At 65.5% G+C, this 23,369-nt stretch carries 23 protein-coding genes and 2 tRNA genes; 7 read left to right on the plus strand and 18 right to left on the minus strand.

All coding sequences use genetic code 11. The features are described from left to right. Positions 1-16: 16 nt before the first annotated feature. Genes ACTU6V_RS13985 through ACTU6V_RS13995 form a run of 3 tightly spaced genes read right to left on the minus strand, consistent with a single transcriptional unit; the run spans position 17 to position 3,141 of the window. A complete protein-coding gene (locus tag ACTU6V_RS13985) occupies positions 17-784 on the minus strand; it encodes an anti-sigma factor (RefSeq protein ID WP_443469160.1) in 768 nt (255 codons plus the stop codon). After that, on the minus strand, positions 781-1,368 hold the full coding sequence (gene sigK / locus ACTU6V_RS13990; RefSeq protein WP_443475879.1) for an ECF RNA polymerase sigma factor SigK: 588 nt from the start codon (positions 1,366-1,368) through the stop codon (positions 781-783). Before sigK ends, ACTU6V_RS13985 begins: the two co-directional genes overlap by 4 nt. A gap of 57 nt (positions 1,369-1,425) precedes the next feature. Further along, positions 1,426-3,141, minus strand: coding sequence for a cytochrome c biogenesis protein DipZ (locus ACTU6V_RS13995; protein WP_443475880.1), 1,716 nt, complete (start codon positions 3,139-3,141; stop codon positions 1,426-1,428). 154 nt (positions 3,142-3,295) lie between these two features. Between ACTU6V_RS13995 and ACTU6V_RS14000 the strand changes: the two genes are divergently transcribed. From ACTU6V_RS14000 to ACTU6V_RS14010, 3 genes are all read left to right on the plus strand, one after another. Beyond that, the gene (locus tag ACTU6V_RS14000; RefSeq protein WP_443469163.1) at positions 3,296-3,955 is read left to right on the plus strand and encodes a fasciclin domain-containing protein; all 660 of its coding nucleotides are present in this window, start codon (positions 3,296-3,298) and stop codon (positions 3,953-3,955) included. Between the two features lie 91 nt (positions 3,956-4,046). Then, positions 4,047-4,679 (plus strand): trimeric intracellular cation channel family protein, encoded by a 633-nt coding sequence (locus tag ACTU6V_RS14005; RefSeq protein WP_443469240.1) that lies wholly within the window; start codon positions 4,047-4,049, stop codon positions 4,677-4,679. Beyond that, positions 4,676-5,053, plus strand: a complete 378-nt coding sequence (locus tag ACTU6V_RS14010; RefSeq protein WP_443469164.1) for a zinc-binding metallopeptidase family protein — start codon at positions 4,676-4,678, stop codon at positions 5,051-5,053. The genes ACTU6V_RS14005 and ACTU6V_RS14010 overlap by 4 nt, the downstream gene beginning before the upstream one ends. Positions 5,054-5,451: 398 nt before the next feature. Here the strand turns inward: ACTU6V_RS14010 and ACTU6V_RS14015 are convergent, their stop codons facing one another. From ACTU6V_RS14015 to ACTU6V_RS14070, 12 genes are all read right to left on the minus strand, one after another. Beyond that, positions 5,452-6,108: an IMPACT family protein gene (locus ACTU6V_RS14015; protein WP_443469165.1), complete on the minus strand. Its 657-nt coding sequence runs from the start codon at positions 6,106-6,108 to the stop codon at positions 5,452-5,454. Continuing rightward, entirely contained in the window at positions 6,105-6,638 is a 534-nt protein-coding gene (locus tag ACTU6V_RS14020; RefSeq protein ID WP_443469166.1) for a DUF1697 domain-containing protein, read from the minus strand. Before ACTU6V_RS14020 ends, ACTU6V_RS14015 begins: the two co-directional genes overlap by 4 nt. Positions 6,639-6,665: 27 nt before the next feature. Then, positions 6,666-6,740, minus strand: a tRNA-Thr gene (locus ACTU6V_RS14025). 60 nt (positions 6,741-6,800) lie between these two features. After that, positions 6,801-8,366 (minus strand): alpha/beta hydrolase, encoded by a 1,566-nt coding sequence (locus tag ACTU6V_RS14030; RefSeq protein ID WP_443469167.1) that lies wholly within the window; start codon positions 8,364-8,366, stop codon positions 6,801-6,803. Beyond that, entirely contained in the window at positions 8,363-9,517 is a 1,155-nt protein-coding gene (locus ACTU6V_RS14035) for a DNA polymerase III subunit delta' (protein WP_443469168.1), read from the minus strand. The genes ACTU6V_RS14030 and ACTU6V_RS14035 overlap by 4 nt, the downstream gene beginning before the upstream one ends. A gap of 35 nt (positions 9,518-9,552) precedes the next feature. Then, positions 9,553-10,179: a dTMP kinase gene (gene tmk, locus ACTU6V_RS14040; protein ID WP_443469169.1), complete on the minus strand. Its 627-nt coding sequence runs from the start codon at positions 10,177-10,179 to the stop codon at positions 9,553-9,555. Continuing rightward, entirely contained in the window at positions 10,176-12,989 is a 2,814-nt protein-coding gene (gene topA / locus ACTU6V_RS14045; protein ID WP_443469170.1) for a type I DNA topoisomerase, read from the minus strand. The genes tmk and topA overlap by 4 nt, the downstream gene beginning before the upstream one ends. Positions 12,990-13,079: 90 nt before the next feature. Continuing rightward, entirely contained in the window at positions 13,080-13,409 is a 330-nt protein-coding gene (locus tag ACTU6V_RS14050) for a helicase (protein WP_443469171.1), read from the minus strand. Further along, positions 13,409-13,762 (minus strand): TadE family type IV pilus minor pilin, encoded by a 354-nt coding sequence (locus ACTU6V_RS14055; RefSeq protein ID WP_443469172.1) that lies wholly within the window; start codon positions 13,760-13,762, stop codon positions 13,409-13,411. The genes ACTU6V_RS14050 and ACTU6V_RS14055 overlap by 1 nt, the downstream gene beginning before the upstream one ends. Positions 13,763-13,772: 10 nt before the next feature. Next, positions 13,773-13,970, minus strand: coding sequence for a DUF4244 domain-containing protein (locus ACTU6V_RS14060; protein ID WP_443475881.1), 198 nt, complete (start codon positions 13,968-13,970; stop codon positions 13,773-13,775). A 43-nt stretch (positions 13,971-14,013) separates the two neighbouring features. Beyond that, a complete protein-coding gene (locus ACTU6V_RS14065) occupies positions 14,014-14,913 on the minus strand; it encodes a type II secretion system F family protein (RefSeq protein WP_443469189.1) in 900 nt (299 codons plus the stop codon). Further along, on the minus strand, positions 14,907-15,911 hold the full coding sequence (locus ACTU6V_RS14070; protein ID WP_443469190.1) for a TadA family conjugal transfer-associated ATPase: 1,005 nt from the start codon (positions 15,909-15,911) through the stop codon (positions 14,907-14,909). Before ACTU6V_RS14070 ends, ACTU6V_RS14065 begins: the two co-directional genes overlap by 7 nt. 352 nt (positions 15,912-16,263) lie before the next feature. Here ACTU6V_RS14070 and acs point away from each other — a divergent pair, with 352 nt between their 5' ends. Then, entirely contained in the window at positions 16,264-18,231 is a 1,968-nt protein-coding gene (gene acs, locus ACTU6V_RS14075) for an acetate--CoA ligase (RefSeq protein ID WP_443469191.1), read from the plus strand. A 36-nt stretch (positions 18,232-18,267) separates the two neighbouring features. Here acs and ACTU6V_RS14080 read toward each other — a convergent pair whose 3' ends face one another. From ACTU6V_RS14080 to sp36, 3 genes are all read right to left on the minus strand, one after another. Continuing rightward, positions 18,268-18,876, minus strand: a complete 609-nt coding sequence (locus ACTU6V_RS14080; protein ID WP_443469192.1) for a TetR/AcrR family transcriptional regulator — start codon at positions 18,874-18,876, stop codon at positions 18,268-18,270. Between the two features lie 63 nt (positions 18,877-18,939). Continuing rightward, positions 18,940-19,398 (minus strand): RidA family protein, encoded by a 459-nt coding sequence (locus ACTU6V_RS14085; RefSeq protein ID WP_443469193.1) that lies wholly within the window; start codon positions 19,396-19,398, stop codon positions 18,940-18,942. Further along, positions 19,395-19,619, minus strand: a complete 225-nt coding sequence (gene sp36 / locus ACTU6V_RS14090) for a Sp36 family protein (protein WP_443469194.1) — start codon at positions 19,617-19,619, stop codon at positions 19,395-19,397. The genes ACTU6V_RS14085 and sp36 overlap by 4 nt, the downstream gene beginning before the upstream one ends. A 92-nt stretch (positions 19,620-19,711) precedes the next feature. Between sp36 and ACTU6V_RS14095 the strand changes: the two genes are divergently transcribed. The 3 genes from ACTU6V_RS14095 to ACTU6V_RS14105 all read left to right on the plus strand — a co-directional run bounded on the left by ACTU6V_RS14095 (position 19,712) and on the right by ACTU6V_RS14105 (position 23,355). Beyond that, positions 19,712-22,276, plus strand: coding sequence for a transglycosylase domain-containing protein (locus ACTU6V_RS14095; RefSeq protein WP_443469195.1), 2,565 nt, complete (start codon positions 19,712-19,714; stop codon positions 22,274-22,276). After that, positions 22,273-23,217 carry a metallophosphoesterase gene (locus ACTU6V_RS14100; RefSeq protein ID WP_443469241.1) on the plus strand — a complete coding sequence of 315 codons (945 nt, stop codon included), beginning with the start codon at positions 22,273-22,275 and terminating at the stop codon, positions 23,215-23,217. Before ACTU6V_RS14095 ends, ACTU6V_RS14100 begins: the two co-directional genes overlap by 4 nt. Positions 23,218-23,278: 61 nt before the next feature. Continuing rightward, a tRNA-Pro gene (locus ACTU6V_RS14105) sits at positions 23,279-23,355 on the plus strand. The last annotated feature ends 14 nt before the right edge of the window (positions 23,356-23,369 follow it).

The raw sequence follows: 23,369 nt of genomic DNA on the forward strand, positions 1-23,369 counted from the left end.
TCCAGAGTACTCGCGGTCAGGCCGTGGGGATGGCAATGATCGGATCGGTCGTGGGAAGTCCGGTCGGTGATCCACCCGCCTGCTCGACCGTCACCGCGATCACATCGCCCTCATGCATGTCGCCGTCCAGCAGAGCCGTAGCCGCTCCGGCGTCCGTCTCGAAGATTCCCGCGGGCAGGGGCAGTTCTCCTCGAACGAACCACAGCTGATAGGTCTGGTCTGCTCCTAGGGCATCCAGTCCGTCCGTGACGAGAACCGCGCTGCCTACAGATGCCGACCAGTGCGCCGTCGCCTGTGCTCCCGAATCCAGTTCGATCGTCTGCTGCTGGGCGTCGGGTGCCGCCTCGATCTTCTCGAGAGCGACGACGGATGCCGGCTGCGTGAGCTGCGGGATCAGGACGGCGGCCCCGATGCCGAGGCCCGCGATCAACACCACGGATGCGGCGAGCGCGAAGAGTCTACGGCTCCACCGACGCTGCGACGCGGCGGGTACAGGAGCGGCAGTGGGCCCAGGTGCGGCAGTGGGCTCGACATCACCCTCAGACGAAGCATCCGCCTGCGGCGTGACAGCGATCTGCGCGAGGAGCGCATCGCGAACGCCAGGTGACGGCAAGGCCGGCACCGCTCCGTCGGCGAGAAGAGCGGCCGTCTCGGTGTCGTACGCGGCGAACGCCTCCCACTCCGGATGCGCGACGAGGGCGTCCGCATAGCGTCGCTCATCAGCATCCGACAGTGCGTGCAGGGCGTGCCCTGCCGCGAGCTCCGCGAATTCCTTCTCGTTCATGCGTTCACCCCCATTTCATTCCTCAGACGTGACAGTCCGTCTCTCATCCGTGTCTTGATCGTTCCCAGCGGCGTTCCCAGAAGAACGGCGATCTCGCTCTGACTGTAACCGCCGTAGTAGGACAGGACGATCGCCTCACGCTGCGATTCCGGCAGCATGCCCAGCGCGGAGACGACTCGTTCGCCTTCGATGCTCAGTTCCACCTGTTCCGCGACGCTGTCGTGGGCGACGCCGATATCGCGGATGCCCGCACGGATGTCCCGATCCGAGCTGGACTGCGACGCCCTCACACGATCGACTGCGCGGCGGTGAGCCATCGTGAGAATCCAGGTGCGTCCCTGCCCCTTGTTCAGAGCGAACCGTGCAGAGGATTGCCAGATCTCCAGGAAGACCTCCTGGAGCACCTCTTCGCTCTGCGCGCGGTTCACGACCACCCGCAGGATGAGGCCGAACACTCGGGAGGAGAGCAGATCGTAGAGCTCAGCGAACGCGCGCTGGTCACCGGACGCGACGCGCACCAGAAGGGCGGCGGCGAGGTCTCCCGCCGAGCCGTCCTCCGGCACTTCCACGCCGTCGATGACCATCTCCATAAGCATGCCGCACCCGCTCCCCTCATTCTGACAACGCACCGTATTCAGAACTCATCCGAACGTGAAGGAATAGGCCTGGATGCCCTCGGGGACCTCCACGCTCAGAACGCCGGATCCGGCGTCGCCATCGAGCAGCCGGTACGAGCGCGGAGTGCCCTCGACGGCGATCTTCCGACTCGTGCCATCCGCTGTGCGGACGGTCACGTCGCCTTCTCCGGCGAGCACCATCCGCACCTCCGATGCCCGGTAGCTCAAGCGCACCGCGGCGTCAGGGCCGACAGGTGCAGCGAATTGCGAGGCCACCTCCCAGGTTCCGTCAAGGGCGAAGGTGTCGTCGGTCTGGTCCTCGGGGAACACGAACTCCGCGGTTCCCGCGCTGTATTCGCCATCTCCGCCGTAGTTGACGTCCTTGGATGATCCGAGGAACGTCTCGCGTGTTGTCGAGCCGAGCTCAGGGGTTTCATCCGCCACACCGGACTCCACGGGGAGCGCGACATCGGGATCAGCGTCGATGAGAAGCTCGCGGATCAGCTTCTCGGTGGCCTCGTAGTTGCCCTCTCCGAACGAGATGTGCCGCACTGTGCCTTCGGCATCGATCAGGTAGTGCGCCGGCCAGTAGCGATTGCGATAGTTGGTCCAGGTGGAGAGGCTGTTGTCGAGTGCGACGGGGTACTCGATCCCGAAATCACGGATGCCGGCGGCGACGTTTCCGGCATCCTTCTCAAAGGCATACTCAGGCGAGTGGATACCGATGACCTGCAGCCCGGCGTCACGATAGGTCTCATCCCAGCCCACTACGTGCGGAATCGACCGTTGGCAGTTTATGCACGAATATGCCCAGAAATCGATGAGCACGACCTGACCTCGCAGGTCTACGAGGTCGACTGCCTGACCGTCGGGTGTGTTCAGCCACTGCTGGATCCCGCGGATCGACGGTGCTGTGCCGCACGATTCGAGCTCCTCCGCACCGTGGGTGCAGTTGTCAAGTTCGCGATTCTCCTCGGTCACGAGGCCGCCGAGACCGAGGGCCTCTTCTGCCGCGTCGTTCTCGGTGAGCTCCTGCTGCAGCGGCGCGGTGTAGTCCGGCAGCAACCGCTGCAGTGCCTGGGGCACATTGAAGACCAGCCCGACCGCGAGCGCGATCATCGCGATGCCTGCGGCAATGCGCAGACCGCGCTCACGAGTGCGGAACGCTCGGATCCGGTTCACCACACTGCGCCCCGCAAGGGCGAACGCCAACAGTGGGATAGCGACGCCGATGGAGAACGACACCGTCAGCAGCACTGTTCCCGGGCCGATCTGCCCAGTGGAGCCTGCGACGATGATCGCGGCGAGCACCGGGCCTGCGCACGGCACGAACACCGCGCCGAGTGCGAGTCCGACGCCGAAACCGCTCCCCCGGTTCTTGACCTCGTTCTGCGGCAGCCACTGGAACGGCTTCTCGAGAAGCCGCTCGAGGCGCGGGATGAGCAGTCCCACTCCGATGACGATGAGCACGACGATTCCCGCCCACCGAAGGACATCCTGCGGGAGGCCGAGCAGTCCGAGGATGAGCGAGCCGACGAGTGTGACCAGGGTGAAGCTGAGCACAAGGCCTGCGATCACGAGATACGGACGGCCGCGGCGCGCGGGAATCACATCCCCGCCGCCCTCGAAGCGCGCGGACTGCACGCCTCCCGTCAGGAAGATGACTGGCAGGACGGGGAGGATGCACGGCGAGATGCCGGTGATGAGCCCTCCGAGCAGGCCGATGAGTATCAGGTCCATGAGGTCCTCGCTTCTGTTGCGAGTTCTTCGGCACGCGAGTGGTTTCGGATTGTTCTGAAAAATTCTGAGGTTCTTCCCATCCGATGCAGGAAGGGCTCCGAACAGCATTCAACGCCGCGGAGATATCGCGGCTCCGAACCCCGGAGGTAGAGAGATGTTCAGCACTAAGAAGAAGATGACCGCAGCACTGTCGCTCGGATTCGCCAGCGTGCTCGTGCTGGCCGGGTGCTCCATGGGCAGCAGTGACACGGCAGAGGACACTATGGAGCCGTCGGCGCCGGAGACCTCGGAGGCGACGCCCGACACCATGGACCCGGCCGCGAACCTCGTCGGCCCCGGCTGCGAGGCGTACGCCGAGGCTGTGCCGGACGGAGCAGGTTCCATTCAGGGCATGTCGCAGGACCCTGTGGCGGTCGCCGCATCCAACAACCCGATGCTCACGACACTCGTCGCAGCCGTCAGCGGTCAGCTCAACCCCGATGTGAATCTGGTCGACACTCTCAACAGTGACGAGTTCACCGTGTTCGCGCCGGTGGACGACGCCTTCGCGAAGATCGACGCTGCCACGATCGAGTCGTTGAAGACCGACTCCGCAACGCTGTCGTCGATCCTCACTTACCACGTGGTCCCCGGCCAGATCGAGCCGTCCGACATCGCCGGAATGCACACCACGGTTCAGGGTGCCGACCTGGAGGTCACCGGCGAGGGTGACATGTGGATGGTCAACGACGCGAACATCGTCTGCGGCGGAGTGCAGACGGCAAACGCCACGGTGTACCTGATCGATTCGGTGCTGATGCCCCCGGCTCAGTGACCCGCTGATGCGGCGCGCCCCTCGTTCACACGATGGGGCGCGCCGCATATCCTTGCCTCATGCAGTTCTCGGCGGAATGTGGCGGATGCTCATGAACTGGGCGCTGACACTCGATCTGTTCGGGACGTTCTTCTTCGCGATCTCCGGGTCGCTGCTGGCCGCGCAGCGCGGCTACGACATCGTCGGTTCGCTCCTGCTGGGCAGCCTCACCGGCCTCGGCGGTGGTGTCATCCGAGATCTCATCATCGGAGTGCCGCCCACCGCATTCGCCGAACCCGTCCATCTCGTAGCGCCCGTCGCCGCGGCCGTGCTCGTGTTCTTCCTCTCCCACGGTCTGGAACGGTACTCCCGGCCGCTGCTGATCTTCGACGCCGCCGGTCTCGCGCTGTTCTGCACGACCGGGACGGTGAAGGCACTGGAGGCCGGAATGAACCCGGTGGCGGCGATGCTGCTGGGCGTGACCACCGGCGTCGGCGGCGGCCTGCTGCGCGACGTCGTCGCAAATCGCGACCCGCAGCTGTTCAACTCGTCCGATCTGTATGCGGTCCCCGCCTTCCTGGGCGCCGCACTCGTCGCCGGTCTGTGGTTCACGGTCATCCCGAACGTGATCACGGTCTTCCTTGCGGCAGTCGTCGTCTTCGTGTTCCGTCTGCTGTCGTTGCACTTCCATTGGCGCATTCCGCACGCCAAGGGTCAGCCGAAGAGAGGTCGGGTATCCGAATGAGCACCATCGCCGGCATCCTGCGAGGCGGCGACGGACCGGCAGAGGAGACCGGAGATGGGGCACGAGGGATGCTGGCGGACGGACTCGCCAACCTCATCCCGAAGCCCGACGTCGCCCTCGCGCAGCATGTCCTCCCCGGACCATCCGGCACGGTGCTGACGCGCCCTGGCCCCGTGCTCTCGAGCGCCGACGGAGCCACGGAGAACGACCTGGATGCCACGGCACGCATCGCTCGTGCATTCGCTGAGCATTTCGGCGCCGGTGCGCTGCCGATGGAACTGCAGACCGCGAGCAAGGACTTCAGCGATGTGCCCCGCGCGCTGGGTGTGCCGTACACGTACTGGTGGGTCGGAGTTGGTTCAGGAAGCGGCTAGACTCTGATGCGCGGGCCTCTAGCTCAGTTGGCAGAGCATCGGACTTCAACAAAAAATAGGAGCGCCTCGGGGGAAACTCCGAGGATGACACCACTCAAAGTCGGGGAACCCTTCCTGGGAAACCAGATGGCAATCCCGAGCCAAGCCGGTCGAAAGTCCGGAAGGTGTAGAGACTGGACGGGTGGCACCTACAGCGAAAGCCAAGGTGAAGGGACAGTCCAGACCACGAACGCCCTTTGGGCGGCGGCGAAAGTCGAAGTGGCATGTTAATCCGCGGGTCATGGGTTCGAGCCCCATGGGGCCCACCGCAAATCATTGTCTGACGTCGACGGTACTTTCGTGCCATGGATCTCCTGCGCCCTGAAGAGGCGCGGCGGACATCGTCCCAGCGCGCTCGCTCAGGATGCGCTGCGCGGCACGTCGACGATCTTCTCCACGCCCGTCGGGGTCGCCGTGACCGCGCCGGCTGATGCGGCGGCGATCTCCGCGCTCAGAGAAGGCACCGCAGTCGTCGGGGTCCACAGGACGAACGTTGCCTGGGCTCCGTACGTGGGTTCGCCGAGAATCGCATCGTGTACGGGCGCCCAATTGCGAAGGAGATTATCGAAGCGACCAGCATCCGCATGGCCCACCGCCATGGTCACTTCAGCGAGCACCCGTCTGTCGACGAGCTCCGCCAGATCCAATGCTTCGGACACGGCAGACGAATAGGCGCGCACCAGGCCACCGGCGCCGAGCTTGATGCCACCGAAGTACCGGGTGACGACCGCGACGACGTCAGTGAGCTCGCGCCGCCGCAGCACCTCGAGCATCGGAATCCCTGCCGTGCCTGACGGTTCCCCATCATCCGAAGAGCGCGCCCGCTCCCCCCGCACACCCGTCACCTGAGCCGAGCAGTTGTGTCTGGCATCCCAGGCGCGCTTCTTGACTGCGGCGCTCACCGTATCTGCGTCCTCGGGCGAGGCGACCGGGGCGATATGCGTGATGAAGCGCGACTTCTTGATCACCAGCTCATGGTCCACTGCTCGCGCAATCGTGGCCGGATACGCGGTCATGCCGTGAGCTCGACGAGCTTGCGCACGGTGCGGAGGTTTCGTGCGGTCCCGGAGACCCCCAGCGCGCGGTCGAAGACGGCTTTGGTCAGCTTGGACGCGTGCACGCCGTCGGCGCTGAAAGTGATCCACAGTTCACGTCCGATCAGCGCGAGCTTCTCCCCCGGCACGAGTCGCGTTTCGAGCGCCTCGACAGCTCCCGCATTCGGCTCGCCCTCGAGGAACATCGCATGCACGAGCCTCTCGATCCCACCCTCGAACGGACACGTCTTGAGCGCGGCGGCGAGCTCATCATGCGTGCGCGAGACGACAGGCGTCTCGACGCCGAACTCCGTGTGGATCAGCTCGCGTACGCGCGCACGCGCGGATGCAGCATCGGCGGGCGCATCGCAGATGATGTTCCCGCTCGCAATGTACGTAGAGACGTTCTGCAGGTCACTCTCGGAGGCGAGCACCTCGCGAAGGTCAGCCATCGGAACCCTGTTGTGGCCAGAAACATTCACAGCCCGCAACAGCAGGACACTGCGCATCATGCTTCGAGAGTACCTCGCGTGAAGAATTGGAGCCCCGAGTCAGGATTGAACTGACGGCCTTCCCATTACGAGTGGGATGCTCTACCACTGAGCTATCGGGGCGTGACCTGACGGGTCAGGCACGAGAATCGATATTACCCTGTCCGTGCCCTCACCGCGAAATCACTCGCACTTCAGATCAGCATCCGGAACCTCATCGTCGAGGAAGTAGGCGTCAACGGCGTTATCCACGCACACGTTGCCCTTGTTGTACCCCGTGTGCCCCTCGCCCACGCGGGTGATCAGCACACCCTCTTCGAGCTGCTCGGCGAGGGCTACCGACCACTCGTACGGCGTTGCCGGGTCGTTGGTCGTGCCGACGACCAGGATGGGGCCGGCCCCCGCGGCATGGATCTCCCCCCGGGTCCCGGTGGGCGGGTACGGCCATACTGCGCAGGAGTCAGGACCTGACCAGTACGGCGCGATCGTGGGGGCGCCCGCCGCCACCTTCGCGTCTGCCGCGTCTTGCGCTGACTGGTCGTCCTCTACCGGGTAGTCCATACAGTTGTAGGCGCGGAACGCCTCGCTGGAGTTGTCCAGGTAACTGCCGTCCTCGCGAGCGTTGTAGAAGTCGGCCAGAACGAAGGCGATGTACGGATCGCCTTGCAGCGCGCCGTCGAGCGCCTGAGTAAGGTAGCCCCAGCTGTCCTGCGAATAAAGGGCGGCGATGATGCCGGTCATCAGCGAGTCCGCACCGAGCATCCTGCCGTCATCGTTCTTCAACGGCGTCCGGTCGACCGCGGCCAGCAGCGCGCTGAGGTCTGCCATCGCTTCGTCGACTGTGCCGTTGAACGGACACGAACCGGAATCGAGACAGTTCTGCATGTAGGCGCGCAGCGCCGACTCGAAGCCGAGCGCCTGCGTCGTGCCGACATCGATGCCGGAAACTGCCGGGTCGATCGCACCGTCGAGCACCAGACGCCCCGTCTTCTGCGGATACAGCTCGGCATAGGTCGCGCCGAGGAAGGTGCCGTATGAATAGCCGAGGTAGTTCAGCTGCGTGTCGCCGAGCACCGCACGGATGAGGTCCATGTCGCGCGCGGAGTTCACCGTCGTGATGTAGGGAAGGATGCCGTCGCTGTTCGCCTCGCACGCTTCCGCGAAGGCGGTGTTGCGTTCGGTGAGTTCTGCTTCCCACTCGTCAGTACCGCGTGGAGAAGCCGGGATGTCGTACAGGTACGCATCCATCGCCGTGGCATCGAAGCAGGCGACAGCGGTCGAATCTCCGACACCCCGCGGATCGAAACCGATGACGTCGTAGTTCTCGGCGAGGTCTGCGCTGACCGCATAGCCGACGCTGTCGAGGATGAAATCGCGTCCGCTCGCGCCGGGTCCACCGGGGTTCGTCAACAACGATCCCATCGGCTGCCCAGCAGCCTGGTGGCGCACCACGGACAGTTCGATCGTGCCCTCGCTCGGGTTCTCCCAATCCAACGGGGCCGTGACATACGTGCAATCGAATGCCGCGCCACCGCGATCGCAGGCTGCCCAGTCGAGCGTCTGCTCATAGAACGGCAGAAGGTCGGCCGATACGCCATCGCTGTCGGGGGCGTTCGTGGCAGAAGGGCGAGGCGCTGCACCCTCGGGGATCATCGCGTACAAGCATCCGCTGAGCATCATGGATGCCGCAGCCAGACCCGCAGTGATCGTCACGAGCCGTCGCAGGCGAGAAGTCTGTCTGGTGTTCACGGTTTCCTCCCGCTCGCGACGGTCACGAGCAAACTCTCCAGAGCAAGCGTCGGTGCAACGTTGCGCTCCAGTGATTCACGGGTCTCGGCAAGATGGTCGAGCACGACCAGAGTACGTTGCACAGGCCATACGGTCGCGAGCGCGGTGAGATCTTCACTGAGTTCACGGTTGATGAGGTCATCGCCTCGTCCGTACTGCAGCATCACGACATCACGGAACATCGACTGCAAGTCGGTGAGCACACGGTCGATGCCATCGCGCAGACTGCGGGTGGCCCGCTTCTTCTGGTCGTCTTCGAGCGCTGAGATCTGCGTGCGCAGTGCCGGCGGCACTGCCTGCCCCTCTGCGATGCCGACAATGCGCAGCAGTGAGGCCCGTTCGGCGGCATCACGCTCTGCGGTGAGAGACTTCGCATCGTCTGTCGCGGCCTGGATGATCCCACCGGCGACCTCGACCGCACTGCCCACGCCGCGCACAGACAACACCGACCGCAGCGTCGTGTCACGACGGCGCCTGGCCGCGTCATCGGTCGCGAGGCGCTGCGCCATGCCGATGTGCCGCTGCGAGAGCCGCGCCGCCTGTTCAGCGATCGCGAGGTCGACACCCGTGCGCTCCACGATCAGTCGCGCCACATCGTCGACGTCGAGTTCCCGCAGTCGCAACGGGCGGACCCGCGAGCGAATGGTCGGCAGCAAGTCGGCTTCGCTCGGGGCACAGAGCACCCAGACGGTGTTCTCCGGCGGCTCTTCGAGTGCCTTCAGCAGCACGTTGGAGGTGCGCTCGACCATGCGGTCGGCATCTTCGACGACGATGACGCGATAGCGCCCTGCAGAGGGAGCGAAGTACGAGCGCTCGACGAGTGCGCGCGCCTCTTTGATCGTGATGATGACTTTGTCTGTGCGCAACGCCGTGACGTCGGGGTGAGTGCCGGCGAGCACCTGGCGCATGGTCTGTTCATCGTCGGGGCTATCGGCGATCAGCGCGGCCGCGAATGCATAGGCCAGCGTGGAACGACCAGAACCCGGTGGACCGGTGATCAACCAGGCATGTGAGAGCGACGCCGGATCGGACGCTGCCTGCCGAAGGGCAGTGACTGCATCATCCTGCCCCCAGACATCCGTCCAGGGGAACGGAGCGAGGGTCGCGGTCATGCACTCAGCCTAGCTGCCACCGCTGACACCGCCGCTCAGAGAATTATCGATACACGGTCGCGGATCTGCTCGGCGATGCGCTCGGGAGACGCCGAGGCATCCAAGACGAGAAAACGTTCGGGCTCTGCCTTTGCGAGGGTCCGGAATGCCTCGCGGACGCGCGTGTGGAAGTCGAGCTTCTCGGCTTCCAGCCGGTCGAAGGGCTTGTCGGCCGAGTCGAGGCGCACGCGTGCCGCGGCAGGGTCGAGATCGAGCAGCAGAGTCAGGTCGGGCAGTGCGCCCTCGGTCGCCCAGAGAGAGAGATCGCGCACCTGAGAGCCGTCGAGCACGCGCCCTGCCCCCTGATAGGCGACCGAAGAATCGAGGTATCGGTCCTGCAGCACGATCTCGCCGCGATCCAGCGCAGGCTGCACCACAGTCGCGACATGATGCGCACGATCAGCGGCGTAGAGCAGCGCCTCGGCACGAGGAGCGATTTCGCCTCTGTGATGGAGGACGATGTCGCGGATCAGCTGGCCGACCTCACTCCCACCGGGTTCACGGGTGCGAAGCACCGTGTGACCGGTGCCTGCGAGCCAGGACTCGAGCAACCCGGCCTGAGTCGTCTTGCCCGAGCCATCGCCTCCCTCGAGAGTGATCCACAGCCCGGGCCGTGAGCTCACGCGTCCGCCTTCTTCTTCGCAGCGTTCGCAGCGCGCGTCGCCGCGGCCTTCTTCGCCGCAGCCGATCGGGCCGCAGCCTTCTCAGCATCCGTCTTCGGCGCGGCAGTCTTCTTGGCCGGAGCCTTTTTGGTAGCGGCCTTCTTCGCTGGAGCCTTCTTCGCACCGCGCTTGGTGGCAGGGCCCTTCGCACGCTTGTCGGCGAGCATCTGCACGGCGATCTCGAAGGTGATGTCCTCGGGCTTCTGCCCGCGCGGAATCGTCACGTTCGTCTCACCGTCGGTGACATACGGGCCGAACCTGCCGTCACGCACCCGGATCGGCTTGCCGCTGACCGGGTCGGCCTCGAACTCGGCGAGCGCGCTGGACGCACGACGCGAGCCTGCGCCGTACTTGGGCTGAGCGTAGATCGCGAGTGCCTGCTCGAGCGTGACGTCGAAGATCTGCTGCTCGCTTTCGAGCGAGCGAGAGTCGGTGCCCTTCTTCAGGTACGGACCGTATCGGCCGTTCTGCGCGGTGATCTCATCGCCGGACTCCGGATCGGCGCCGACCACGCGCGGCAGGCTCAGCAGTTGAAGTGCCGTGTCGAGATCGATCGTGTCGACCGACATCGAGCGGAACAGCGAGCCGGTGCGGGGCTTGGGAGCGTCCTTCTTGGCCGCCTTCTTCTTCTTCGGCGCCTCGACGACCTCACCGGTCTTCTCGTCGACGACGGGAGCGTCCTCCGGCAGGTTCTCCTGCACGTAGGGGCCGTACCGACCGTCCTTGACGACGATGACACGGCCGTTCTCGGGGTTCTCACCGAGCACCCGGTCTCCGGCGACGGGAGCGTCGATGAGCTCCTGAGCCTTCTGTGCGGTCAGCTCGTCGGGCGCCAGGTCCTCAGGAACGTTGACGATGCGTCCGCGCTCTTCAGGGTTGGCCGGGTCGACGACCTCGAGGTACGGACCGTACTTGCCGAAGCGAAGGGTCGCGGTGTCGGTGATCTTCGTCGAGTTCAACGCGCGGGCGTCGATCTCGCCGAGGTTGTCGACGACCTGCCGCAGGCCCACGTGCGCGTCAGAGCCGTAGTAGAACGACTTCAGCCACTCCACGCGCTTCTGCTCGCCGCGGGCGATGGCATCGAGGTCATCTTCCAGCGCTGCGGTGAAGTCGTAGTCGATGAGCTCAGCGAAATGCTCTTCGAGCAGACGCACGACGCTGAACGCCATCCAGGTCGGGACGAGCGCCTGGCCGCGCTTGGTGGCGTAGCCGCGATCGATGACGGTGCCGATGATGCTGGCGAACGTCGACGGACGCCCGATGCCGTGCTCTTCCAGAGCCTTGACCAGCGATGCTTCGGTGTAGCGGGGCTTCGGTGTGGTCTTGTGGCCCTTGGCCTCAGCATCCGACATCGCCAGCTCGTCGCCGACGGCGACGGCGGGCAGGGACTGATTGGTGGCAGCGTCGGCGTCGCTGCGCTTCTCGTCCTTGCCCTCTTCATAGGCGTCGAGGAAGCCCTTGAACGTGTAGACCGTTCCGGATGCCGTGAATTCGACGCTCTTGCTGTCCGCCTGGACCGCGATGGTCACGGTGGTCGTCTCATACTTCGCGTCTGCCATCTGGCTGGCGACGGTGCGCTTCCAGATCAGGTCGTACATCCGCAGCTCTTCGCGGTCGAGCTCGCCCGAGACCGACGAGGGCTTGCGGAAGTTGTCACCGGATGGGCGGATCGCCTCGTGAGCCTCCTGCGCGTTCTTGCTCTTGGACTTGTAGACACGGGGCTTCAGCGGCACAGCACTGTCGCCGTAGAGCGCAACGGCCTGGCTGCGCGCCGCCTGCACGGCCTGGGTGCTCAGGGCGACCGAGTCGGTTCGCATATAGGTGATGAAACCCTTTTCGTACAGGCGCTGAGCAACGCTCATGGCCTGCTTCGCACTCATCGAGAGCTTGCGACCTGCCTCCTGCTGCAGCGTCGAAGTCGTGAACGGCGCATAGGGGCTGCGCGTGCCAGGCTTTGCCTCGACCTTGGTGACGGTTCCGGCGCCTGCCGCATCGACCGCGTTGGCGAGGGCAGTGGCGTCCCTCTCGGAGAGGATGACGACGGCCTTCTTGAGCTTTCCGGTGTCGTCGAAGTCGGTGCCGCGGGCGAGCTGTCCGCCATCGACGCGCACCATGCGCACGCGGAAGGCGCTCCCGGATGAAGCGGATGCTTCGACATCCCAGTACTCGGCGTTCACGAACGCCATGCGCTCGCGCTCCCGCTCGACGATCATGCGGGTGGCAGCGGACTGCACACGTCCTGCGGACAGACCGGTCTTTACCTTGTACCAGAGCACAGGCGAGACATCCCAGCCGTAGAGCCGGTCGAGGATGCGCCTTGTCTCCTGCGCGTCGACGAGTGCGAGATCAAGCTCGCGGGTGTTGCCGACGGCGGCCTGAATGGCGTCCTTGGTGATCTCGTGGAACACCATGCGCTTGACGGGCACCTTGGGCTTGAGGGTCTCGAGCAGATGCCAGGCGATCGCCTCGCCCTCGCGGTCCTCATCAGTTGCGAGCAGGAGCTCGTCAGCGCTCTTCAGCGCGCGCTTGAGTTCGGCGACGGTCTTGGTCTTGCGATCAGAGACGACGTAGTAGGGGTCGAAGCCGTTATCGACGTCGATCGAGTACTTCCCGTAGGCCTGCTTGTCCGCAGCCGGGATGTCCTTCTTATCTGCGAGGTCGCGAATATGGCCGACAGAGCTGAGTACCTCGTAGCCATCGCCGAGGTACCCCTGAATCGACCGCATCTTCGTCGGAGACTCGACGATGACGAGCTTCTTGCCTTCAGCCAAGGGTGCGTCCTTTCTTCGAAGCACACCATACACACCACGGTCGTGGTGTGCTCACAGCATTGCCGCGAGCGGAGCCTCGGGGTGTCGCCGTCAGAATCCCTCGGGTGGCCCGGCACGGGCTCGGGAGACGGCAGCAAGTCCAGCGTACGCCGCCTCGACCCGAACAGTCGCCACAAAACCATCGATTGCGCATTCCACGAGCACGGTCCCGGATGCCGCGGCCGCTCTGGCGGCGAGCGCGCAGGGTGCCTCTTCGGTGATGATCGCACCGGAGGCGGCATCTGCCGCGGCCAGCGCCGCAGCATCCGCCGCCCCGGCTGCCCGCTGCGCCGTGACGGCTGCGCCGCCCGCAGTGGCGAGCCCCGCTGCGAGAGTCGCGGCGACGGCGAGGAGGCTGGCAGACAGCGCGGTCCCTGCCATCAGAGTCCCCCGGCGAGCGCGCAGCTGGATGCCGCGAGTGGGATGCTGATGAGTCGGCCGATCTGCGCATCGATCTGCGCGTGCACGCAGACGAACTCGCCCCGCGCTTCGCTGGACACGATCGCCTCGCCCACCGATGCCGCCACGGCGGCACGCGCTGCCCCTTCGCTCTCGCCGCGGCCGAGCAAGCGCGCAGCATCTGCGGCACCGTCCTGCAGCGACACGAGCTGTGCCGCAGCGCCCAGTGCGCCCGCACCCAGCAGCAGAGTGAGGATGACCGCGGGAAGCGCGAGGGCGAGTTCTGCGGCCACCGAGCCGCGCTCGGCATCGCCTCGCAAGCCAGCTTTCGGCATGGTCATGTCCTCATGAAACGGTCAGCGCCCGGCGAACGAGGTCGGTGAGAATACCGCGGACCTCGTCGGATCGCATGATGACGACCAGCAGGCCGGCAAAGGCAACCGCCGCCATCGTCGTAATAGCGTATTCCGCCGTCGCGGCACCGGATTCGTCGGTGAACAGCGAGGCGGCACGCCGCGTCGTGAGGGTGGGGAGAGTGTTCATGTGTTCCTTCTTTCTTGTCGTTTTCTTCTTCGGGAGACCGTCGTCAGATCGGCAACGGCGTGGATGAGAGGACCGCGAGGATGAGCGGCGCGACGCCGAGCAGGAGAAAGGCGGGCAACGTGCAGACGCCGAGCGGGATCAGCAGATTCGAAGAGAGCTTCGCCGCGCGCATTCGGCCTTGCACCCGCGCATCATGGCGGTCCTGTGCCGCAGCGGCCCGCAGCAGTTCGCCCGCAGGCACACCAGCCGCACGAGAGAGTTCCAGCACCTCTCCCGTGCGCGCGCGACCGATCAGCCCCTGCGCCGGGCTGTCGTCGACCAGACGCAGAGAACGATCGATGGACGTGCCGCCGGAGAGCGCGACCGCCACCAGCTCTGCGTGCATTCCGGGACTGCCTGACGCAGGCCGCGCGCGGCGCAGCAGACGAGACGTCCACAGCCGCGCACAGAGCACGAGGAGCAGGCCTGTCACCAGGCAGCCCGTCCCGATCGGGTTGGTGACGAACACTCCCACTGTGTCGAACCCGAGCGCGAACCCGAGCAGCAGACCGGCGAACGGCATCCACAGCAGCAGACGCGCCGTCCCGGCGGGTTCGGCGAGTGCGATCTGAACGTCATCGGCTGCAGCGGCGGTATCCCGCATGGTTTCGGCGAGCGACCTGAGAACCTCGGCCAGGGGCGCGCCGACCGTCGACGCGACTTCCCATGCTGCGGCGACATCGCACCACGCCGCGCCTTCTGCTTCGATCGCCATCACCAGAGGCACGCCCTCGTCGCATCGGGCGACAACGCTTCGGGCGTGCTCGTCCCCGGAGTCCGCCAGATGCCGCCAGGCGTTCAGCGGCGCGGATCCTGCCTGCAGCAGCACGGCCAGCGTGCGGATCGAGACGGCTGCGGCCTCTGCTCCGCCGTCTCCCGTCGACCGCCTACGGAGCCTCACCACGGCCGCACCTCTTCGATATCGAGCCGATCGTTGTTCAGTCGGAAGCATCCCGCCTGAGCGAGCCGACGCACTCCGTCTGCGCCGCGGGCAAGATGCAGCACCACGGTGAACGCGCTCACCGCTTGGCGTGCGAGAGCGGTGGCATCCATCCCGGCGAGTGCACCCAGCGCTTCGAGCCGGGCCGGGACATCTGCAAGACCGCTGGCGTGCAGTGTTCCCGCACCCCCGTCATGCCCGGTGTTCAGCGCCGACAGAAGCTCGCGCACTTCTTCGCCGCGGCACTCCCCGACGACCAACCGGTCAGGGCGCATCCGCAGGGACTCCCGCACGAGCCGCGCGAGAGTGATGGAGCCAGCGCCCTCCAGATTCGACTGGCGCGTTTCCAGCGCGACATGGTGCGGATGTCTCGGACGAAGCTCTGCGACATCTTCGATCGTCACGATCCGTTCGCGCCCTGGCACCGCATGCAGCAGCGCCGACAGCAGGGTCGTCTTGCCCGTGCCCGTCCCGCCGGTGATGAGTATGTTCGCGCGCTCGACCACCAACCGCTCCAACCAGGCGCGTTGCGGAGCATCGAACGCTCCGAAGACTGCAAGGGCCTCCAGATCGATGGCACGTATCCGCGGAATGCGGATGGACAGCGCCGTCCCTCCCGTGGAAACCGGCGCGAGTACCGCATGAATGCGGATGCCGGATGCCAAGCGCACGTCCACACACGGCGACTGATCGTCGAGGTGACGGCCTCCCGCACCGATGAGCGCGACGGCAAGGTCGCGCACTTCCTTCTGCGAGGCGGCCCACGACGTGATGCGCTCCGCCCCTTCTCCTCTATCGATGAAGAGGCCACCGGCACCGTTGACGAAGACGTCTGTCACCTGCGGGTCGACGCAGTACTCGGCGAGGGGTCCCAACGCGCTGTCCACGTCCCTGGGCCCAGCCTCGCGGGAGTCCGACGCGAGCGAGCCCGCACGCGGCTGAATGATGAACGGCTGTGGCATCCCCCGACGCTATTGGCCGTGGCGTCCGCCCGATGGGTGTAAACGCACGTCCTGTGAGCAACTCACACGATCGCCGAAAGGTGGAGGACGACTGCCCGCAGGCACAGAAATGGGCGGCACCTCACGGGGGGAATGAGATGCCGCCCAATGACGCACCGCAGTCAGATGATCGGGTGCGCCCAGGCCGGAATGATTTTCGGCTGTCGTCGAGTGTACGAGGTGACGCCCGCTTCACAAAACCCACCGCACTACCTACTTTCGGCAGTATTGACGAGAGTGAGCGGAGGCTAGATTCACTCTGTCCGGGTCGTGCCGTGTGCATGACCCATTCCGCCGCAAAGGAGCGCACGCTATGAGCAGCCAGATCGACCATCTCCTCGATGAGACGCGGCAGTTCGCGCCGTCCGCAGAGTTCGCCGCCCACGCCGTCGCGAAGGCCGAGCTCTACGATCGCGCCAAGGCCGACCGTGAGGGGTTCTGGGGCGAGCAGGCCCGCGATCTGCTGCACTGGCACAAGCCGTTCACCGAAGTTCTGGACTGGTCGGCACCGCCGTTTGCCAAGTGGTTCGACGATGGAGAACTCAACGTCGCCTACAACTGTCTCGACCGCCATGTCGAAGCAGGCAATGGCGACCGCACAGCTCTCCTCTGGGAGGGCGAACCCGGTGACTCACGCCGCGTCACATACGCAGAGCTGACCGATGAGGTCAAGCGCACAGCCAATGTGCTCGAGGGCCTCGGCATCGGTGCCGGCGACCGCGTGGCGATCTACCTGCCCATGATTCCCGAGGCTGTCGTCTCGATGCTTGCGGTGGCGCGTCTCGGCGCGATCCACTCCGTCGTCTTCGGCGGGTTCAGCGCCGACAGCCTGCGCTCCCGCATCGACGATGCCGGAGCCAAGGTCGTCATCACTGCCGACGGCGGATACCGCAAAGGCCGGGTCTCCGCGCTCAAGCCGGCCGTGGACCAGGCGCTCAGCGACCGCGGCGACGGCGCACAGCAGACCGTCGAGCATGTTCTCGTCGTCAAGCGCGGCGAGAACGAGGTCGACTGGACGCCCGGCCGCGACCTCTGGTGGCACGATGTCGTGCCCGCGGCATCCGCCGACCATGAAGCGCAGGCGTTCCCCTCCGAGAACCCCCTGTTCATCCTCTATACCTCCGGCACGACCGGAAAGCCCAAGGGCATCCTGCACACCTCAGGCGGCTACCTCACACAGGTCGCGTACACGCACAAGAACGTCTTCGATCTGAAGCCCGAGACCGACGTGTTCTGGTGCACGGCTGACATCGGCTGGGTCACCGGCCACAGCTACGTCACGTACGGCCCGCTTGCGAACGGTGCAACCCAGGTTCTGTACGAGGGAACCCCGGACGCCCCGCATCCCGGTCGCTGGTGGGAGCTCATCGAGAAGTACAAGGTCTCGATCTTCTACACCGCACCGACCGCCATCCGCTCGTTCATGAAGTCGGGCCGGGCGATCCCGCAGAAGTTCGATCTCTCCTCGATCCGCCTGCTCGGGTCAGTCGGAGAGCCCATCAACCCCGAGGCGTGGATGTGGTACCGCGAAGTGATCGGTGACAACAAGGCTCCGATCGTCGACACGTGGTGGCAGACCGAGACCGGCGCGATCATGGTCTCCCCGCTTCCAGGGGTGACGGCCACCAAGCCAGGATCCGCGCAGGTTCCGGTTCCCGGCATCTCGCTCGACGTCGTCGACGAGTCCGGTCAAGAAGTCGGCAATGGCAACGGCGGCCTGCTGGTGATCACGGACCCCTGGCCCGCCATGCTGCGTGGCATCTGGGGCGACCCGGAGCGCTACAAGGAGACGTACTGGGACAAGTTCGAAGACCAGGGCTACTATTTCGCCGGCGACGGCGCGCGCCTGGACTCAGACGGCGACCTGTGGCTGCTCGGACGTGTCGACGACGTGATGAACGTCTCCGGACACCGCCTGTCGACGGCCGAGATCGAATCCTCTCTCGTGGCGCACGAGTCGACCGCCGAGGCTGCTGTGGTCGGAGCATCCGATGAGACCACCGGCCAGGCCGTCGTCGCCTTCGTGATCATCAAGGAGAGCTACCTCGCCGCGCACGACGCCGCAGGCCTCGCCGCGCTGCTGCGCGGCTGGGTCGGCGAGCAGATCGGTGCGATCGCACGCCCGCGGGATGTCTACATCGTCGGCGAGCTGCCCAAGACCCGCTCGGGCAAGATCATGCGCCGCCTGCTGCGCGACGTCGCAGAGGGTCGTGAGGTCGGCGACACGACGACGCTGGCCGACACCGCGGTGATGAGCATCATCTCAGCTCAGGTGAAGTGAGCCCGCTCTCGCGCCTCCCGTGCGGAGGCGCGAGAGTCACTCTGCCAGGCGACTGACCTCGGCGAGCTGCATGCGGATCTTCTTGAACAGTTTCGGGTCGATCGGGAACTCCTCGCCCCCGTGTCGCTGCACCTCATCACCGAGTGCGATCGCGAGCCCGACCGTCAGCCGCGCTTCAGCGATGTGATCGGAGGCCGTCAGCCGCGCGTCGGACGGGTGCGCGTCGAGCCACGCGGTGATCACGTCGACCAGCCGACCTCGGCTGACGCCGCTCGTCCAGGACACGGAACTGGTGACTCCCGGTTCACGCGCGAACAACGCGAACCTGCGCCGGGTGAGGTCGTCTTCGGCCTGGCCGCGAACGGACTCCATCACGATGAGGGATGCTGCCACGACGAGATCCTCCGAATGCTTCGCGAGGATCCGTTCGGTCGCCTCCGGGTCGTATTCGAGGGCTCCACCGAAGATGGCCTGTCCGAGACTTGAGAAGTAGTTGAAGAAGGTGCTGCGCGACACCATCGCGGCATCGCACACGCGTTCCACCGTGACGGCCTGCACACCTTCTTCATAGGCGAGATCGACAGCGGCGCGCTCCATGGCGAGGCGCGCCGCGCGTCGCTTGCGCTCGCGCAGTCCGCCCGTCACGATTCCTCCTTCGCCGCTCTCCCGATCACCATACTCAGCCGAACTGCGGTCATGGTCCGCCGCTCAGGCGAGCGTGAAAGTGACTTCGACCTCGACGGGGCTGTCCAGCGGCAGCACTGCGACACCCACAGCCGCACGAGCGTGTCGTCCAGCATCCGCGAAGATCTCGCCGAGCACTTCGCTGGCACCGTTGATGACGCCGGGCTGTCCCGTGAACGACGGGTCGGATGCGACGAAACCGCCCACCCGCAGCACTCCGCCGATCTTCTCGAGTCCGCCGGCGGCATCGGCAGCAGCGGCCAATGCATTCAACGCGCAGGTGCGCGCATAGCCCTTGGCGTCTTCAGCGCTGACCTCTGCACCGACTTTTCCGGTCGCAGGCAGCGCGCCCGCCGCGAAGGGCAGCTGGCCAGAGGTGTAGACGAGTCCGCCGTGCACTGCGGCGGGGATGTATGCGGCCACGGGGGCTGCAACCTCGGGGAGCTCGATTCCAAGCTCTTCCAAACGCGTGGCGATGCTCATGCGGCACCTCCTTCGAACTGACGCGAAGCCTCGGCGGCAGCGGCGAGACCTGCACTGTTCGATCCGTCACCCGACGCGGGCCGCTTGAAGTAGGCCACAAGGCCACCTTCGGGACCCTGCACCACCTGTACGAGCTCCCAGCCCTGCTTTCCCCAGTTATTGAGGATTGCAGCGGTGTTGTGGATCAGCAACGGGGTGGTCAGATACTCCCACGTGGTCATGGCTCTCCAGACGGTCTTGTCACGGATACCGAAGACGCTGACAACGTCGACGTCAAAGGCGGTATTCAGGGAACTCCCCTACGATCTAGCGTATGCCTCAGAAGAATCGCACGGCGACAGGTGTGCTCGGCGGTCTCCTCGGACTCGTCGGGCTCAGCGCCATCGCCGGCATCCTGGTGACTGCCACGGTGACCCCCGCGCTGGCCGTCGCAGGTGCCGCAGGATCCCAAGCCCTCGACCTGTTCGAGAAGCTGCCGTCGTACCTCGAGATCGACGCCCCCATGGAGCCGAGCACGATTTACGCGATCGGCGGCGACGGAAACCCCGTGCCACAGGCGACGTTCTTCGACCAGAACCGCACCCAGGTCACCTTCGACCAGGTCAATCCCGTGGTCTATGACGCGATCCTCTCCAGTGAGGACAAGGGCTTCTACGAGCACGGCGGCATCAACCTCGGCGCCACTGTCAAGGCCCTCGTAGACAACGTCCGCGGCACCTCCACGCGTGGTGCGTCAACGATCAGCCAGCAGTACGTCAAGAACGTTCTCGTGCAGCAGTGCGAGCAGGGCGTGCTTCCAGGAGCCGAGGACTACTCCGACAAGATCGCGCAGTGCTGGCTGGACGCCACCAATGCCACCGGCGCCGACGGCGTCGAGCGCAAGCTGCAGGAGATGCGCTACGCGATCCAGATCGAGAAGGACTACTCGAAGAACGAGATCCTGCTCGGATACCTAAACATCGCCAGCTTCGGCGGAACGGTATACGGCATCGAAGCCGCGGCGAACTACTACTTCAGCACCACCGCTGCGAACCTCACGGTCGCACAGGCCGCGACCCTCGCCGGCATCGTGCAGAACCCGAACACGTACCGCATCGACCGACCGGGCGGAACGCTGACCAACAGCGAGGGGGCCGCCGTCAACGGTGCTGACGACGGCTACAGCCTCACGCTTCAACGTCGTGACTACGTGCTCGGCCGCATGCTGACCGACGGAAAGATCACCCAGGCGCAGTTCGATGAAGCGGATGCTTCGCCGATCACACCCGCCATCACGCCGCCGTCGCAGGGCTGTACCGCAGCGAACAACAACGCGTACTTCTGCCAGTACGTCAAGACGGTCGTGCTCAGTGATCCGGCATTCGGCGACACCCCTCAGGAGCGCACTAAGGCCCTCTACCGCGACGGCCTGCAGATCTACACCACTCTCGACCTTCGCGTTCAGGACCCGGCAGTCGCCGCTCTGCGAGACCGCGTTCCGCCGAACTACGACAACCAGTACTTCGGTGCGGCTGGCGTCACCATCGAGCCGGCCACCGGCCGAATCCTCGCGATGACGCAGAACACGATCTTCCAGGAGACCGCGACCGACGACCAGGCCTACACGAGCCTCGTGTTCGCCTCAGACGCCGCGCACGGCGGTTCCGCTGGATTCCCGGTCGGGTCGTCCTACAAGATCTTCACCCTGATTGACTGGCTCGAGACGGGCCACTCCGTCAACGAGTCGATCAACGGCCGCAACCAGACGATGAAGATGAAAGCGTCCTGCACCGGCTCCAAGTGGGACTTCGACACTGAAGAGGTCGGAAACTTCAACGGCGTCTCCGGGTACACCGGCACCCCCATGCGCTTCACCCGCGACTCGTTGAACTCCGGATACTTCGCGATGGCATCCAAGCTCGACATCTGCGACATCAACAAGGTCGCCGACCGCATGGGAGTCACCCTCGGCAACGGCGGCAAGACGACGGATCAGAACGTTCCCTTCGACGTGCTGGGTTCGAAGTACATCTCGCCGCTCGACATGGCCGGCGCCTACGCCACGGTCGCGAACAAGGGCGTCTACTGCTCCCCGGTCGCGATCGACCGCGTGCTCAACCAGAAGGGCGAGGAACTCCCGGTTCCGACGACGTCCTGCTCGCAGGTGATCTCTCCCGAGGTCGCTGCCACCGCCGCCTACGCTCTCCAGGGCGTGATGGAGCGTGGCGGAACGGGTGCGGATGCCAACCCTTGGGACGGCACTCCCCTGCTCGGCAAGACCGGATCGCACAATGAGTACTCGACGATGATGATCGAGTCCAGCACCAAAGCCGCAACCGCCGTGTTCGTCGGCCGCTGGCAGGGTGACGCCAACATCTGGGGCGAATGGTTCAACGGCAACGAGCTGCAGAACATCCGTTACGACGTAGCCCGCGATATGCAGGCCGCAGCTGATGCCCTGCTCGGCGGCGGAGACGAATTCCCTGCCCCCGACCAGAACCTCATCCGCCGCGTGCTCGTGGATCTCCCTAGCGTGGTCGGACTGCCAGTGGAGGACGCGACCAGCACGCTGGAGCGCGCAGGTTTCTCGGTGAACGTCGGCGCTCCTGTCGACAGTGATCTCGCCCCTGGCATCGTCGCTGCACAGGACCCAGGTGCGGGTCAGGTCAGCGCGGGCACGAGCGTGACGATCTCGCCGAGCAACGGTCAGGCCGCAGCGCTGCCCGACGTGGTCGGCCAGAAGGCGAAAGCTGCCGTGGATGCTCTCCACGCGGCCGGATTCAACAATGTGAGCCAGCATCCTTCTTGCAATGCGGACGACGCGAAGATCGTCTCGATGTCGCCAGCCGCTGGTACCGCCGTGAACAAGACGGCGACCGTGGCCCTCACGTGCACGTGACGCCCAACCGCACACCCCACCCTGCCCTCATCGCGCTCGGCGCAGTGGGGGCAGTGGGGGCCGCGTGCGCCGTGTGGGGATTCGGAATCGAACGCTACCTGTTCACGGTCCGAGAGGTCACCGCTGCAGCGCTCCCGCCTGGTTCTGCACCGCTGCGCGTTCTGCACCTCTCAGACGCGCACATGGCCCCGTGGCAGCGTCGCAAGCAGGACTGGTTGGCATCGCTCGCCCCCCTCGAACCGGATCTCATCGTCAACACGGGTGACAATCTCGGCCATCGCGACGGGCTTGACGGCATCCGCCGGGCGTTCGAGCCCTTCGCCGGCATTCCCGGCGTGTTCGTCCACGGATCCAACGATGTGCACGGCCCCACGCCGCGCAATCCGTTTCGGTACTTCTCCGGGCCCTCTGCTCGACATGCAGAACCAGAACGACTCGACACCGATGCGCTCGACGCATTCCTCCGCGACGAGCTCGGCTGGGCAGATCTGAACAATGCCGCCGCACGGGTGCGTGTCGGCGATCGCGACGTCGACGTCTTCGGCGTCAACGATGCCCATCGCGATTGGGACGATCTGGACGTTCTCCCGACCGCCATCGCGGCCCTCGGCAGCAGGGATGCCGCAACTCCCCTGCTCGGTGTCACCCATGCCCCGTACCAGCGCGTGCTGAACCGGTTCACCGACCTCGGCGCACAGGCGATCTTCGGCGGGCACACGCACGGAGGGCAAGTCTGTCTGCCGTTCTACGGCGCACTGGTGGCGAACTGCGATATTCCGTTGAAGCAGGCCAAGGGTCTGAGCACGTGGAGTCACAGCGGACACAGCATCCCGCTCAATGTCAGCGCCGGTTGCGGCCACTCGATCTACGCGCCCGTCCGTTTCGCCTGCCGCCCAGAGGCCACTCTTCTGACTCTGACTGCACGGGACACGCCCACCTGATCTGAGCACTCCCCTCGATTCGGTGCAGCGAGTTTTTCCCTGTAGACTCAAACGGTTGCAACGGGGTGTGGCGCAGCTTGGTAGCGCGCTTCGTTCGGGACGAAGAGGCCGCAGGTTCAAATCCTGTCACCCCGACCAGTTGCAAGAAGGCC

Source organism: Microbacterium zouquanmingi, from assembly GCF_052266675.1.
Classification (GTDB): Bacteria; Actinomycetota; Actinomycetes; order Actinomycetales; family Microbacteriaceae; genus Microbacterium.

What these genes read in the sequence shown, in the direction of transcription:
- ACTU6V_RS14085 (WP_443469193.1), bottom strand. Translation starts at nt 19,398, where the DNA reads ATGAGCATCGCCACGCGTTTGGAAGAGCTTGGAATCGAGCTCCCCGAG.
- ACTU6V_RS14005 (WP_443469240.1), top strand. Translation starts at nt 4,047, where the DNA reads ATGAACTGGGCGCTGACACTCGATCTGTTCGGGACGTTCTTCTTCGCG.
- ACTU6V_RS14070 (WP_443469190.1), bottom strand. Translation starts at nt 15,911, where the DNA reads ATGCCACAGCCGTTCATCATTCAGCCGCGTGCGGGCTCGCTCGCGTCG.
- ACTU6V_RS13985 (WP_443469160.1), bottom strand. Translation starts at nt 784, where the DNA reads ATGAACGAGAAGGAATTCGCGGAGCTCGCGGCAGGGCACGCCCTGCAC.
- ACTU6V_RS14055 (WP_443469172.1), bottom strand. Translation starts at nt 13,762, where the DNA reads ATGCCGAAAGCTGGCTTGCGAGGCGATGCCGAGCGCGGCTCGGTGGCC.
- ACTU6V_RS14095 (WP_443469195.1), top strand. Translation starts at nt 19,712, where the DNA reads ATGCCTCAGAAGAATCGCACGGCGACAGGTGTGCTCGGCGGTCTCCTC.
- ACTU6V_RS14015 (WP_443469165.1), bottom strand. Translation starts at nt 6,108, where the DNA reads ATGACCGCGTATCCGGCCACGATTGCGCGAGCAGTGGACCATGAGCTG.
- ACTU6V_RS14035 (WP_443469168.1), bottom strand. Translation starts at nt 9,517, where the DNA reads ATGACCGCGACCCTCGCTCCGTTCCCCTGGACGGATGTCTGGGGGCAG.
- ACTU6V_RS14020 (WP_443469166.1), bottom strand. Translation starts at nt 6,638, where the DNA reads ATGATGCGCAGTGTCCTGCTGTTGCGGGCTGTGAATGTTTCTGGCCAC.
- ACTU6V_RS14050 (WP_443469171.1), bottom strand. Translation starts at nt 13,409, where the DNA reads ATGGCAGGGACCGCGCTGTCTGCCAGCCTCCTCGCCGTCGCCGCGACT.
- ACTU6V_RS14060 (WP_443475881.1), bottom strand. Translation starts at nt 13,970, where the DNA reads ATGAACACTCTCCCCACCCTCACGACGCGGCGTGCCGCCTCGCTGTTC.
- ACTU6V_RS14010 (WP_443469164.1), top strand. Translation starts at nt 4,676, where the DNA reads ATGAGCACCATCGCCGGCATCCTGCGAGGCGGCGACGGACCGGCAGAG.
- ACTU6V_RS13995 (WP_443475880.1), bottom strand. Translation starts at nt 3,141, where the DNA reads ATGGACCTGATACTCATCGGCCTGCTCGGAGGGCTCATCACCGGCATC.
- acs (WP_443469191.1), top strand. Translation starts at nt 16,264, where the DNA reads ATGAGCAGCCAGATCGACCATCTCCTCGATGAGACGCGGCAGTTCGCG.
- ACTU6V_RS14000 (WP_443469163.1), top strand. Translation starts at nt 3,296, where the DNA reads ATGTTCAGCACTAAGAAGAAGATGACCGCAGCACTGTCGCTCGGATTC.
- sigK (WP_443475879.1), bottom strand. Translation starts at nt 1,368, where the DNA reads ATGGTCATCGACGGCGTGGAAGTGCCGGAGGACGGCTCGGCGGGAGAC.
- sp36 (WP_443469194.1), bottom strand. Translation starts at nt 19,619, where the DNA reads ATGACCACGTGGGAGTATCTGACCACCCCGTTGCTGATCCACAACACC.